Origin of the sequence: Mycobacterium sp. 050134 (assembly GCF_036409085.1) — a bacterium.
In the GTDB taxonomy this organism is placed as follows: Bacteria; Actinomycetota; Actinomycetes; order Mycobacteriales; family Mycobacteriaceae; genus Mycobacterium.
In genome coordinates this window covers 72,734-86,473 of the sequence record NZ_JAZGLV010000001.1, presented here as the reverse complement: position 1 = coordinate 86,473, position 13,740 = coordinate 72,734, and the positions used below count along the sequence as shown (strand labels likewise).

Here is a 13,740-nt window from a genome sequence, read left to right as displayed (position 1 = left end):
AGGTGCATTGGCACGCGGCCGGCGGCGTCGCAATCAGTCATACTATTATTCTGTTAGTCGTGACTTCAGACGCCAACGACCCAGTCCTTGTCGAGCAACGCGACCGCATCCTCATCATCACGATCAATCGCCCGCATGCGAAGAACGCGATCGACGCCGCGGTGAGCCATGGTCTCGCTGCGGCGACGGACCGGCTGGACGATGATCCGGCGTTGTCGGTCGGAATTGTCACCGGAGCTGGCGGATCATTCTGTTCCGGTATGGATCTCAAGGCCTTTGCCCGTGGTGAGAACGTCGCGGTAGAAGGCCGGGGTCTCGGCTTCACGGAACGGCCTCCGGTGAAGCCGCTGATCGCCGCTGTCGAAGGTTACGCCCTCGCAGGTGGCACCGAGGTAGCGCTGGCCACCGATCTGATCGTGGCAGCCGAGAATGCCGCTTTTGGAATTCCGGAGGTGAAGCGCGGCCTGGTGGCGGGCGGTGGGGGTTTGATCCGGTTGCCGCAGCGGATACCGTCGGCGATCGCCATGCAGCTGGCGTTGACCGGTGCGAACCTTCCGGCGCCCCGCGCGCACGAGTTGGGCATGGTCAACGTGCTGACCGAACAGGGCGGCGCGCTCGCCGGAGCGATCGCGCTGGCCGAAGAGATCACCGCCAACGGGCCGCTCGCCGTCGCGGCGACCAAGCGCGTGATGATCGAGTCGCGCGAGTGGGCGGCCGACGAGGTGTGGCGCCGCCAATTCGAGATCATCGGCCCGGTTTTCGCGTCTAACGACGCCAAGGAGGGCGCGGTCGCGTTCGCCGAGAAGCGGCCACCTCGATGGACGAACAGCTGACGGTCAGTTCAGGGTCTGCGCTTCGTTAACAGTGCCGGCACCGGGCCCCCGATGTCGCGCGGCGAGCAACGTGTCAGGTGTACTGTCGCCTCCCCGCTCAGTTGGCCAGCCCGCGCGCGATGACTACCCGCTGAATCTGGTTGGTGCCCTCGAAGATCTGTGTGATCTTGGCCTCGCGCATGTAGCGCTCGACCCGGTAGTCGCGGGTGTAGCCGGCGCCGCCGAATACCTGCACGGCGTCCGTCGTCACCTTCATCGCGGCATCGGTGGCGATGAGCTTGGCGACGCTGGCCTGTGCGCCGTACGGCCTGCCGAGGTCGCGCCGGCGCGCAGCATCGAGATACGTGGCGCGGGCGCTGACCACCGAGGCGCTCATGTCGGCGAGGAGGAAACCGAGCCCCTGGTGGTCGATAATCCTGCGGCCGAAGGCCGTTCGTTCTTTGGCGTACCGGGTGGCCTCGTCGAGTGCGGCCTGCGCCAGGCCGACCGCGACTGCGGCGATGCCGAGCCGCCCGGCGTCCAGGGCGCTGAAAGCGATCTGCAGTCCCTGGCCCTCGGCGCCGATGCGACGATCGCCGTCGATGCGGACGTTGTCGTAAAACGCCGATGTCGTGGGTACGGCGTCCAGGCCCATCTTCTTCTCGGGTTTGCCGAAGCTCAGGCCGTCCAGGTCGCTTGGTGCCAGGAAGCAAGAGATGCCCTTCGAACCCTCACCCGTGCGTGCGAACAGCGTGTAGAAGTCCGCTACGCCACCGTGCGTGACGACTTGGAGCCGTTCAGGATATACCCGTCACCGTCGGCCTTCGAGACGCACCGCAGTGCGGCGGCGTCGGAACCGGCCTGCGGCTCGCTCACGCTGTAGGCGCCGATCTTGTTGCTCGACAGCATCTCCGGAAGCCAGCGCTGCTTCTGCTCGTCGGTGCCGAAGGTCAGCAGTGGGTGCGACGACAGGCTGTGCACACTGACGGCGACCGCGACGGCGGCCCAGCGCGCGGCGAGTTCCTCGAGTACCTGAAGGTAGACCTCGAACGGCTGGCCGCCGCCACCCCATTCCTCGGGCTGCGGCAGACTCAGCAGCCCCGCCGCGCCCAATTGTGGGAAGACTGCTCGGGATACGTCTCGTTCTTCTCGTGTTCGTCGACGATCGGGTCCAACACCTTGTCGGCGATCTCACGGGCGAGCGCGATCAGTTCGGCGGCTTCGTCGGTGGGCAACAGCCGGTCGACAGGCATACCAACTCCTCTCTTCGGTCACCTAGGCTGACGAAACGCAATACCCGTATGCGGCCGCTTTCGCCAACGCCCGCAACATCGGTTGCCATCGAGGGGACCTTAACAACCGGGCGTTGAATCCTGCGCCGACGGCCAGCGGAAGTAGTGCGCCTCGCAGTATGGTCTCGTTACATACCAATGCGGTATATTATTGAGCGAACTACAGACCGAGGACGGAGAAATGACATGGCCTTGATACAGGACACCGTCGGACCGCTGCCCTACAAGTTGGTGGACTTCGATCAGCACTCGTACGAGGCCAAGGACTGCTTCACCAGGTTTATGCCCAAGGCGAAGCTGGACACCGCAGTGCGCCTGATCGATACCCCGACGGGTGGTAAGGCGCTGCTCGCGAACGAGCGGATTGTTACGGCGTTCGAGACCGATCCCGACAAGGCGTACGTTCCGGGTTCGCTGGTCGAAATGCTCAAGCAGCGTGCGTCCGGTAATGCCAGTGACGCCGAACGGTTCTTCGAGCCCGTCCAGATCGAGTACCTCGACAAGGATGCGCGGATCAAACAGCTCGCCGAGCAGCAGATCGAGCGGTCGATCATGTATCCGGGCGGCTGGGCGCTCCTGGCCGAGCCCTACCTTGACGGCATCGATCCGCTGTACGACAACTACGAGTCGTTCAACAAGTGGATCGACGAGGACTGGGGCTACAACTACAAGGACACCATTTACGCGCCGGCGCTGAACTCGCTGCGCGACCTCGACCGGGCCGTCGCGGAACTCGATCGGGTGCTCGATGCCGGAGCGCGCTTCATCTACCTGTGCACCGGACCGGCTTACGGCCGTAGTCCCGGTGATCCGTACTTCGATCCGTTCTGGGCCCGCGTCAACGAAGCGAAAGCAGTGATCTGCTATCACATTTCGGAGAATCACTATCAGGAGCACGTCGCTTCGCAGTGGGGTTGGAAGATGGGGCCGCCGTTCCAGTTCTCCGCCTGGCAGTGGCAGAACACGTACGGTGAGCGGCCGATCACCGACACGCTGTCAGCGCTGATCTTCGACAACCTCTTCGGGCGGTTCCCCGACATCCGGGTTCTGGTCAGCGAGTTCGGTGCGTCCTGGGTTCCCCACTTCATCAGCCACATGGACAAGAGCCGCGGCATGGCGCGACTGGGCCCATGGCTCGGCGGGCAACTCACCGAGCGGCCCAGCGAGATCTTCAAGCGCCACGTCAACGTGGTCCCCTACCCCGAGGACGACACGGTCAAGCTCGTCGAGGCGCTTGGCGGAACCGAAGCGCTCGTCATGGGGTCCGACTGGCCGCACGCCGAAGGGCTGCGCGAGCCGGCGGAGATGTACCTCAAGGTCGAGGGTCTCGACGAGAAGCGGCGCAGGGAATTTTTGCGCGACAACGGGCTTGCCCTGCTGAAATAGCCAGGAGCCCGAGTTGGACGTCCACCCGGTATCGGCTCCCGGGCGCCCCCGCGATCCGTCGACGGAGAACCGAGTCTATGCCGCGGCCAAGCAGGAACTGGCCGAGCGCGGATTCGAGGGGTTCAGCATGCGCGGCGTCGCGCGACGTTCGGGAGTCGCCCGCCCGAGCCTGCTGCTGCGGTGGCCCAATCGAGATGCGCTGATCCTCGACACGCTGGAGCGGCTCATCGAGTGGCCTCAACCACGACCGGGCGCCGGCGTGCGAGCCGAGCTCGACGCCATCGTCGCGCACCTGGGCAGGGTCATGGCACCGGAAATGCTGTCCATTCAGCTGCGCCTGATCGCGGACGCACCGCGGCATCCCGAGCTCTACGCCGCATTCCAGGACAAAGTGATCACCAAGGCGGGTAAGCGGCTCGTTAGTCTGCTGCAAAGCGCGGTGCGGGAGGGCCATCTGCCTTCCGATGCAGACGTCCGATGGGCGGCGGATGCGCTCATCGGCGTCATGTACATGCGCACAATCCGGGCTCCCGGCCGGCTACCGCCGTCCCGCGCCGCGCAGCGCGAAATCGTCGACGCGCTGTGGGCGGGTTTGGCGGCGGCACGGGCCTGACGTGCACCACTGAGGCGATGGACCGGGGGTGGCGCGCTGTTCAGAGCAGCCCCGCCTCCCCATCGGTCAACGACTGGGTGTCTAGAGTAGGGCGATGCCGGTGAACGTGAAGGACGACGTGGAACCCGTCGGACGCGCTGCGGACATTATCGCCCGCCAGCTGCGCCGCAGGATCATCCGCGGCGAACTCACCGAGGGGGACGTGCTGCCGAGCGAAGCCGACCTTCTTAACCAATTCGGGGTGTCCAGGCCCACGCTGCGCGAGGCGATCAGGGTCCTCGAATCGGAGTCGCTCGTGGTTGTCAAACGGGGATCGCGCGGCGGTATCGAGGTAAGCGTGCCGCGCGTGGAGAAGGCCGCTCACTACGCCGGATTGCTGCTGGAATACCGGCAGGCGACGACGGCCGACGTCTTCGCGGCGGCCGCGGCCATCGAGGGTCCCTGTGTCGCGATGCTCGCGCGCAAACGGAGCGCCGACGACTTGAAACGCCTGCGCGAAGCGGTGGCCACCGAGCGCGACCTGAGTGCGGACCCGGGACAACTGCTCGAACTGCAGAACGAGTTCCACCGGTTGGTCATCGACATGGCGGGAAATGAGACGCTCGCGGTCCTCAGTGACGTACTACGCCACATCATCGAGCTGGCGACGCAAAGCTACGTCGACGCCGACGGCGGGTCGGGTCCCTCGTCGGCCGCCAGCGCGGCGACGGCCACCCGTACTCACGCCAAGGTCGTCGAACTCATCGCGGATAAGGACGCGGCCGGCGCGGAAGCGCTGTGGCGCAAGCACATCCTGGCGACGAGCACCCGGTTGCGCAGCTCCGGGGTCGCGGGTTCGGTCGTCGACCTCCTCGAATGAGTCACGCTCGCTCCGTTCCAGCGCCGCGCACGACGAAGTCCGCGAGCTCGGTGGTGAGGCGGTCGCCGATTCCGAAAAAATCCTCACCGAGCTGAGCAGCGCCAACGACCAGGGCGATGGCGAGCCGGACGGACAATCGCGGATCCAGGCCGGGCCGGCTGCCAGCCTCGACGTGATAGCGGCCGACGTGATCGGCGAGGATCTCCAACTGCTCGTAAATCAATAACCGCGCGTCCGCGCCGGGTTGCGCGTCATCGCCGCGGGTCTTGGTCGAACTCAACGTGGTGATCAAGTCGAGGTGATTGCGGCACAGCGCGAAGAGTCCGCTGACGTAGCTGTGCGCGATCCGCTCGGGTCCCCGTCGGCGATCGGACATCCAGTCGGTGACGAATTCCTCGACGAAGTCCGCAAACGGCTGCAGGACTGCTTCCTCGAAGATTGCCTGCTTCGAACCGAAATGCCGGAAAAGCATCGACTCCGAGACGCCCGCCTCAACGCTGATCTCGCGTGTGCTCGTCGCGTCGAACCCCTTGCTGTGGAACAGCTTGTGAGCGGCTCCGAGCATGAGACCCCGCACCTCGCTGCTCGACCTGCGCGCGCGCACATCCGACATCTCTGCAGTTCCTTTCCAAGCGAGTGCTACTACCTTGACGGTAAATCATTTAACTATTACAGTGACGGCCGCCACAAGTTTGAGCGAAATTTGCATCGGCTTCCAGGTATCTGTTGGCGAGGAGAGTCAATGACGACTATTGATCCGTTGGGTGTGGTGGCCCACCGAATTCCGGCGGACGTGCTGCGTATCCAGGCCGCCGAGATCGGCGACCGCCCATTCCTCGTCGACGACGGCGGCGAGTTGACCTTCGGCCGCGTCGACGACATCGCCGACCGGCACGCGAGCGGCTATGCCGACCTCGGTGTGGGTAAGGGGGACACCGTGGCGATGTTCATGGAGAACTCCGCCACCCTGGCCGCGACCACATTCGGCATCAACAGGCTCGGCGCGATTTGGTCGCCGGTCTCTACGGAGTACCGGGGTGAATGGCTGCGCGAGCTGCTTACCGCGATCGGATCCCGTGTCCTCATCGTCGATGAGCACCTCTTGCCCGAAGTCGCACGCTGCGGCGAACTGCCTTTCGAACACATCGTCGTAAATGGTGACGGGAGCAAATGGGCGGGGTCAGACGACTTCGCCGGAGCGTCCGTATCCGAACTGAGCGGGTTCGACGAGATGCAGCCGCATAAGTCGCACGTCAAGCTACATCACGGGGAAACCAGCGCCGTGCTGTGGACTTCTGGGACGACAGGGCGGTCCAAGGGTGTGATGCAACCGCACGCCGTGTGGACGCTGTGGTCGCAGCGTCACAACAACGTCTATCGCAACGGGGTTTTCGACGGAGAGACGTTTTACTACTGCATGCCGATGTACAACTCCGGTGCTTGGAGCATCTGCGTGTATCCGGCGTTGATCACCGGTAGCCGCGCGGCGATCGACAAGCGATTCTCCGTGACCGACTTTTGGGACCGCATCCGTCACTTCCGCGCTAACCACACGATGACCCTTGGCACCATGCACGTCTACCTGTTCGGTCAACCCCCCAGGGCCGACGACGCCGAGAACCCGCTGCGCACCCTGATCATGACTCCGGTGATCCCCCAGCTGCTGAGGCCGTTCATGGAACGTTTCGGGATCGAACGCGTCGGAAGCGGGTTCGGCCAGAGCGAGGTCATGGGCGCGACCTTTTACAGTTCCGATCGCGATCTCAAGCCCGGCTCGTCGGGCTACACGGTCGACGACGACCTCGTCGAGACCAGACTGCTCGACGACAACGACGAAGAGGTCGCGGTTGGCGAAGTCGGCGAAATCTGCGTGCGCCCGCGCGTGCCCTATTCGGTGTTCACCGGATACCTTGGCCAGCCCGACGAGACGCTGAAGGCCTTCCGCAACATGTGGCACCACACCGGTGACCTGGCGCGCCGGGACGCCGACGGCGAAATCTTCTTCGTCGACCGCAAGAAGGACTCCCTTCGCCACAAAGGCCGCAACACCTCGACATTCGAAGTCGAGCACATCGCCCGCCAGTTCCCAGGCGTTGCGAATGCCGCGGCGGTGGGCGTGACAGTGCCCGAACTGGAGCATGAAGAAGAACTGATGGTCGTGTTGCTCCGCGAGCCGGGCGCCGAAGTCGATCCATTGGAGTTCTGCAAGTTCATGGACGAGAAAGCTCCCTACTTCTTCGTTCCCCGCTATGTCGAGGTCGTCGACGAGTTGCCAATGACACCGACGAACAAGATCCAGAAGTTCGTGCTGCGGGACAAGGGCGTCGGGCCCAGCACGTGGGATCGGACGGTGTACGCCGGTGGGTGGCAGCCGACAAAGCCGAACGGCAAGAATCGCAACTCGCTGGCCGAGGCGAACAAATGACCACTGTCGCAACGGCGCCGACGGACGCCTTGCCTACTCCCGCATTGCTGATCGGTGATCGACAGATCACCGACGCCAGCGGTGGCACGTTCGAGCACATCTACGCCGCGACGGGCCGGCCGACCGCGCAAGTTCCCCTTGCCGGTACCACAGAGATCGACCAAGCGGTCGCCGCTGCTCGCGCAGCTCTGCCCGTCTGGCGAGCCACCACAGCGGACCAGCGTCGCAAAGCGCTGACGACGATGAGCGATCTGATCGCTTCGGGCATCGACAGGCTGTCGCGCCTGAACACCATCGACAATGGGACCGCTCTCAATATCTCTCGGGCGCAGAACTTTATGGCGGTCGACCTGTTCGCCTACAACGCGGGATGGGCAGACAAAGGTGGCGGGCAGGTGCACGAGACCTGGCCGATCCCGGCCCTGGACTACAGCCTCGACGGGCCCTACGGTGTCGTCGGAATCATCATCCCGTGGAACGGCCCTGTGACAGCAATCGGCCAGACGGTCGCTCCCGCGCTCGCCGCGGGCAACTGTGTGGTCGTCAAACCGCCTGAGCAGGCTCCGTTCTCGGCAATGGAAATGGGCCGGCTCTTTCTCGAAGCGGGTCTCCCCCCGGGGGTGGTCAACATCGTGCCGGGCGGTCCGGATGCCGGTGAAGCACTTGTCCGCCATGCCGGTGTCGACAAAGTTCACTTCACCGGCAGCGGTGCGACCGCTCGCAAGATCATCCACACCGCCGCGGAGACGCTCAAGCCGCTTGGGCTGGAGCTCGGTGGCAAGTCCGCTGTGCTGGTCTTCGACGACGCTGACATCTCCGCCGCTGTTCAAACAGCCTCCGGTGCAATCACTCTCAATCTTGCCGGGCAAGGCTGTATCTGTGGCACTGGGGTCATCGTGCACAGCGGCATCTACGACCGGTTCGTCGATGAACTGGCGACCGCCGTGCAGGCAATCTCGATTGGCGATCCGATGAGTCCCACGACGCTGATGGGTCCGGTTGTCAGCCAGGCCGCGTGCGACCGGATCATCGGCGTGATCGAGGAAGCCACTGCCCACCACTACGGCCGCTTGGTCACTGGGGGTGAGCGCCTCAACGGCGACCTCTCCGACGATTTCTTCATCGCGCCCACCGTTTTCGCCGACGTGGACAACACCTCACTACTGGCCAGCGAGGAGATCTTCGGACCGGTCCAGACGGTGATGCCCTTTGACACCGAAGAGCAGGCACTGGCCCTGGCTAACGACACGAATTACGGCCTCGCCGCCTATGTGCACACAGAGAATCTCAGGCGCGCGCATCGCGTCAGTGCCGCGCTGGAAACCGGGATGGTCTGGGTTAACGGGGTTTCGGGATTCCCTCCTCGGTTCCGTTCGGTGGCGTCAAACAGAGCGGGTTCGGACGCATCGGAGGTCGGCGCGGAATCGAAGAGTTCACCAGGTCAAAGAACGTGTGGATCGCGCAGTGATACGAAAGGACCACAGCGAGATGGGACGAGTACAGGGCAAGGTCGCCTTCATCACCGGCGTCGCGCGCGGTCAAGGACGCTCACACGCGCTGCGTCTGGCAGAGGAGGGCGCTGACATAATCGGCATCGACGCAATGGAGGACGAGCCGTTTGCCCCGTATCGGTTGGCCAGCCAAGACGATATGGACGAGACGATCGCACTGGTCGGGAAGACCGGTCGGCGGATGATCGGAATCAAAGCCGACGTCCGTGATCGTGCGGCCGTGATCGACGCTGTCAACGCCGGCGTCAACGAATTCGGCAGGTTGGACATCGTGTCGGCGAACGCCGGAATCTCGCCGGCGGGCGGTATGACGTGGGAGATCCCACCAGACGAGTGGAACGCCGTTGTCGACATCAATCTCACCGGCGTGTTCAACACGGTCGCGGCGACCGTCCCCGCAGTCATCGCCGGCGGCAATGGAGGCTCGATCATCCTGACGAGTTCAGGCGCCGGCCTGAAGTACGTGCCGAACCTCGTCCATTACAACTCGGCCAAGGCCGCCGTCGTGGCGATCGCCAAGACTTTATCGAACGAGCTTGCCGCTCAGCAGATCAGGGTCAACGTGATCGCGCCCGGCACCGTGAACACGCCGTTGGTCACCGAGAACAAGGCGATGTTCAAGCTGTTCCGCCCGGACCTCGACGAACCAACGATCGACGACGCCGAACCCGTTTTCACGATGATGATGCCGATGGGCAAGCCCTGGGTCGAACCGGTCGACATCTCCAACGCGGTCCTCTATCTGGCGAGTGATGAGGCGCGGTATGTCACTGGCATCGTCCTGCCGGTGGACATGGGCATACTCAACCGGGTTTAGCCGCTAAAGAGTTCACATGGCGGGACTTAAAAACATCGACTATTTAGCGCGGATTTCGCCTTGCTGACCCGCAACACCTCCATTACACTGTAAAAACATCGATTGATCTAACGAATTGGATGTGTCTGATGAGCGTTGACCTGGCGACGGACGAACGGATTGCTGTGCGCTCCTCGCCGGGTGGAACGTTGGGCTCGGTGCTCGCTCAAGAAATCGAGCAGCGCATCCGTGCCGAAGGCTGGGAGCCCGGTCGGTTCGTCGGCTCCGAATCGGATCTGTGTGCAACCTTCGGCGTTGGAACTGCCGCGGTCCGCGAAGCGGCGCGCATCCTGGAGGCGCGCGGGGTGGCGAAAGCGCGTCGAGGCCCCGGGGGAGGCTTGTTTGTCACCCAGCCGGAACGGTCTCTGGTCACGGATGCGGCACGGCGGTACCTGAGTCACGTCGGCGTCGACCGCGAAGAACTCTTCGAAGTATGGATGGCGCTCGAGCAACTCGCGATCACCAAGCTGGCGCGCTCGATCGACCAGGCCGGTGCGAAACGGCTCAGGGACCTGCTGGACAAAGAAGTCGTCGACGGGCCGCGCTCGTGGCAGCACTTTCCCAATATTCACTTGGAGATTGCGCGGTTATCCGGCAACGCGACGCTGGAGTTGTTCATCCGGGTGCTGTCCGAACTCACCCTGCATACCTATGGAACGGAAGATCCGGGACCAGAAGTCGGTTGGCTGCATGCTCGCGACGTCGAGATCGTCGACGCGATCATCGCCGGCGATGCCCCCGTCGCCCAGCTACATCTGCGCCGGTTCATCGCCGCGGTCAAACGGGATGATTTCGGCCCCGCGGTCGAAAGAGAGGAAATGTAAATGGCGAAACCTGCTTTGTCGATGAAGCCGACCGGATGGTTTCAGGTCGCCTGGTCTGCCGAGATCGAACCCGGCCACGTGCATCGGATGAAGTACTTCGGCCAGGAGATGGTCGCCTGGCGGTCCACCGACGGGGCACTGACGGTGATGAGCGCCTACTGCGAGCATCTGGGTGCCCACCTGGGCTATGGCGGGCATGTCGACGAGGATCGCATTGTGTGCCCGTTCCACGGCTGGGAATGGAACGGCCAGGGGCGCAATGTCTGTATCCCGTACCAGGACCGGCCCAACAAGGGACGCCGTATCCCAACCTGGCCGGTGACGGAACGCAATGAGTCCGTGTACATCTGGCACGACCTGCAGGGGCGCGGACCCTACTTCGAGGTGCCGGACGTGTTCGAAATCTACGATGATGGGCGCACCGCAGACGACTACTATCTCGCCTACCCCGAGGGCTGCCTGCATCGCGAGGGACTGGAGCTGCACCCGCAGTACGTGATGGAGAACGGAGTGGACTTCGCGCACTTCAAATTCGTCCATCGCGCGGTGTACGTGCCGGAGTTCACCCGCCAGGAGTATGACGGCGTAATGGCGTTTGCCGACTTCGAAATGCTCTTCGGCGGAACGAAAGACAAGACGGTGCTGACTCCCAACGGCGCGGTGAAGGGTGGGGTGCAGGCGATCAACGCCGGCATCGGAGTGGGATGCGCGAAATTCTGGGGCCCGGACAACATGCGCACCATCGTGACGGTCACCCCGGTTGACGACGAGACGTGTGATATTCGATCGACTGTGTGGTTGGACAAGATTCCCGGTGAGACCGGGCCGCATCAACCGCCCAGTCTGGAGCGCCGTCAGCGCATGGCCAACAACCAGTTCCTTGCGGACCTCAACATCTGGCAACACCAGCGCTACACCGATCCGCCTGCGTTGGCGACCGCGGAGGGCAAGGGGTTCCGGATGATGCGCCGATGGGCGATGCAGTTTTACCCCGAGGGTGAACTGGGCAGCACCAGCACTCCGGAGTTGCAGACCGCGGGCACCGACGCCGGTGACGACGTGCTGGAGAACGAGGCCCGCACGACGACCAGCACCTCCGTCTAGGTTGCCGATGGACGATCATCAGGATGCTCTGCTGGCGGGGGTTCGGGTGGTGGAGTCCGCATCGCTTCTCAACGGCGACACGCTCGGGATGCTGCTTGGCGACCTCGGAGCCGACGTCATCAAAGTGGAAAGCCCGGCCCGGGGTGACTACTTGCGCGATTTCATGGGCCAGATCACCCCGCACAACAGCCCGGCTCACATTCAAGTCAACCGCAATAAGCGCAGCGTCGCCGTCGACGTACGGACGGATGCCGGCCGCGATGTCTTCTGGCGGCTGATCGAGGGTGCCGATGTCTTCGTCGACGGCAACGCAGCGGGCGCGATGGATCGCCTCGGTATTGGCTACGACGCTCAGCGGCAACGAAACCCCAGCCTTGTCTATGTCAGCGTCACAGGTTTCGGGGTGCTGGGACCGTATGGAGCCATCCCGACACACGGGATGTTGATGACGGCGCTGGCGGGCGCGAATCCGGTGGCGCGCGGCGACGACGGCTTCATGTATCCGATCCCGCCGTCCGGACTCGGTGGGACGGAGCTGGGCGGCGAAGCGACGGCAGCCGCCGCGGTGCACGCGGCGCTGCGAGTGGCCGCCGCGTTGTTCGCGCGCGAGAGGACCGGTCGCGGCCACCACATCGATGTCGCCGGTTCGGATGCTGTCATCGCGCAAGCGTTGAATGCGGTGATCTACCAGCTCAACGACGACCGACTCACGGAGCGGGATTCGCTGCCCACCATCGACGGCGGGGTTTGGAAAGGAGCGAAGTACCAGTTCTACGAAACCCGTGACAACCGGATGGTGATCCTGGCGGCCATCGAGGACAAGTTCTGGACCAACTTCTGCACAGCGATCGATCGTCCTGACTTGACCGGCCCCTCGGAGAGCTCCGCGGGAGGAGTTGATTTCGGAGGTGACGAAACGACGCTGCGCGACGAGCTGACGCGCCTGTTCGCCGCACGCGATCAGCGCGAGTGGGTCGATCTTGCTGTGCGGCACCGCTTTCCCCTCGGCCCGGCGCCGACAACTCTTCGTGAGGTGGCGGCCGATCCGCATATCCGCGCTCGGTCGATCCTCGTCGAGGCTGAGCATCCCGATGCCGGGCCGTTCACATATGTGGGGTCCGCGGCTGTCGTCGATGGTCAGCCGTTCCGAGTGCGCAGGCCGGCACCGGCGTTGGGCCAGCACACAACTGAAGTGCTCAGCGAGCTCGGCTACAGCGGCGCTGATGTCGATCAACTGCGTTCGGCCAATGTCATCGGTGTTCAGTGACCCAGCCACCGGCGCTGGTGTTTCTCCACGGCGGCTGTCATAGCAGTGGTTCGTGGGCGCCGACCATCTCAGCCCTCATTGCGCAGCAACCCGGGATAGACGCGTTCGCGGTTGATCTGCCTGGACGCCGTCACATTGATGGCGACCTGGCGTCGCTGAGCCTGGAGGTGGGCACGGCCAGCGTCGTGAACCAGATCGGCGAACGCATCGACGCAAACCGGTCAGTTGTGTTGATTGGTCATTCGCTCGCCGGGGTGATCATCCCGGGCGTAGTCCACCGACTTGGTGAAAAGCGCGTCAAGAGACTGATTTTCGTTGCATGTTGTGTACCGCCAGCAGGCAAGTCGGTAATCGATACGATACCTGTAGTGGTCAGGTTGTTGGCTCGGCCGGTGGTGCGCAAACCGATCATCGACACCGTGCCATTTCTCATCACGCGCTTCATTTTCGGCAACAAGGCCTCGCGTGCTCAACGCGCTCAGATCCGACGAAACTTGTGCCCCGAAAGCACGGCTTTGATCACTAATACTCCGAAGGCATTGTCACTGAACAACATTCCAGCCGGGTGGATCATGCCTACGCACGACCGAGCGTTGCCACCACGACTGCAGCGCACCTTCATGACCCGCCTGGGCGGTCTTGACCAGGTAGTCACCATCGACGCTGGACACGAAGTGCCCATAACGCACCCGGGTGCGCTCGCCGAGGTTATAGGGGCGATGGTCGAGTGAACCTCTCCACCACTGTTGCTGCGAGATGCACTGGTGCGAATATGAAGCGAGGAAGTTTCG

General features: G+C 63.6%; 12 protein-coding genes and 1 pseudogene. 11 read left to right on the top strand and 2 right to left on the bottom strand.

Going from position 1 to position 13,740, the window contains the following annotated elements:
- Nucleotides 1–44: 44 nt before the first annotated feature.
- Complete coding sequence (locus SKC42_RS00405) at nucleotides 45–833, top strand: crotonase/enoyl-CoA hydratase family protein (protein ID WP_442931936.1); 789 nt, start codon at nucleotides 45–47, stop codon at nucleotides 831–833.
- A 97-nt stretch (nucleotides 834–930) separates the two neighbouring features.
- Here the strand turns inward: SKC42_RS00405 and SKC42_RS00400 are convergent.
- A pseudogene (locus tag SKC42_RS00400) lies at nucleotides 931–2,065 on the bottom strand (acyl-CoA dehydrogenase family protein).
- Between the two features lie 225 nt (nucleotides 2,066–2,290).
- On the opposite strand from SKC42_RS00400, the gene SKC42_RS00395 reads away from it, so the two are divergent.
- From SKC42_RS00395 to SKC42_RS00385, 3 genes are all read left to right on the top strand, one after another.
- Nucleotides 2,291–3,490 (top strand): amidohydrolase family protein, encoded by a 1,200-nt coding sequence (locus SKC42_RS00395; protein ID WP_330962368.1) that lies wholly within the window; start codon nucleotides 2,291–2,293, stop codon nucleotides 3,488–3,490.
- A gap of 13 nt (nucleotides 3,491–3,503) precedes the next feature.
- Nucleotides 3,504–4,103, top strand: a complete 600-nt coding sequence (locus tag SKC42_RS00390) for a TetR/AcrR family transcriptional regulator (protein WP_330962367.1) — start codon at nucleotides 3,504–3,506, stop codon at nucleotides 4,101–4,103.
- Between the two features lie 94 nt (nucleotides 4,104–4,197).
- On the top strand, nucleotides 4,198–4,962 hold the full coding sequence (locus tag SKC42_RS00385) for a FadR/GntR family transcriptional regulator (RefSeq protein ID WP_330962366.1): 765 nt from the start codon (nucleotides 4,198–4,200) through the stop codon (nucleotides 4,960–4,962).
- Between the two features lies 1 nt (nucleotide 4,963).
- Here the strand turns inward: SKC42_RS00385 and SKC42_RS00380 are convergent, their stop codons facing one another.
- Entirely contained in the window at nucleotides 4,964–5,527 is a 564-nt protein-coding gene (locus tag SKC42_RS00380) for a TetR/AcrR family transcriptional regulator (RefSeq protein WP_330962365.1), read from the bottom strand.
- Between SKC42_RS00380 and SKC42_RS00375 the strand changes: the two genes are divergently transcribed.
- From SKC42_RS00375 to SKC42_RS00345, 7 genes are all read left to right on the top strand, one after another.
- Nucleotides 5,510–7,387: an AMP-binding protein gene (locus SKC42_RS00375; RefSeq protein WP_330962364.1), complete on the top strand. Its 1,878-nt coding sequence runs from the start codon at nucleotides 5,510–5,512 to the stop codon at nucleotides 7,385–7,387. The genes SKC42_RS00380 and SKC42_RS00375 overlap by 18 nt on opposite strands.
- Complete coding sequence (locus SKC42_RS00370; RefSeq protein WP_442931916.1) at nucleotides 7,384–8,970, top strand: aldehyde dehydrogenase family protein; 1,587 nt, start codon at nucleotides 7,384–7,386, stop codon at nucleotides 8,968–8,970. Before SKC42_RS00375 ends, SKC42_RS00370 begins: the two co-directional genes overlap by 4 nt.
- Nucleotides 8,876–9,715 (top strand): mycofactocin-coupled SDR family oxidoreductase, encoded by an 840-nt coding sequence (locus tag SKC42_RS00365; protein WP_330962363.1) that lies wholly within the window; start codon nucleotides 8,876–8,878, stop codon nucleotides 9,713–9,715. Before SKC42_RS00370 ends, SKC42_RS00365 begins: the two co-directional genes overlap by 95 nt.
- A 197-nt stretch (nucleotides 9,716–9,912) precedes the next feature.
- Nucleotides 9,913–10,578 carry a FadR/GntR family transcriptional regulator gene (locus tag SKC42_RS00360; protein ID WP_330962630.1) on the top strand — a complete coding sequence of 222 codons (666 nt, stop codon included), beginning with the start codon at nucleotides 9,913–9,915 and terminating at the stop codon, nucleotides 10,576–10,578.
- The gene (locus SKC42_RS00355) at nucleotides 10,579–11,682 is read left to right on the top strand and encodes a Rieske 2Fe-2S domain-containing protein (RefSeq protein ID WP_330962362.1); all 1,104 of its coding nucleotides are present in this window, start codon (nucleotides 10,579–10,581) and stop codon (nucleotides 11,680–11,682) included.
- Nucleotides 11,683–11,689: 7 nt separating this feature from the next.
- Nucleotides 11,690–12,949, top strand: coding sequence for a CaiB/BaiF CoA transferase family protein (locus tag SKC42_RS00350; RefSeq protein WP_330962361.1), 1,260 nt, complete (start codon nucleotides 11,690–11,692; stop codon nucleotides 12,947–12,949).
- Nucleotides 12,946–13,680 (top strand): alpha/beta fold hydrolase, encoded by a 735-nt coding sequence (locus SKC42_RS00345; RefSeq protein ID WP_330962360.1) that lies wholly within the window; start codon nucleotides 12,946–12,948, stop codon nucleotides 13,678–13,680. The genes SKC42_RS00350 and SKC42_RS00345 overlap by 4 nt, the downstream gene beginning before the upstream one ends.
- Nucleotides 13,681–13,740: the final 60 nt, after the last annotated feature.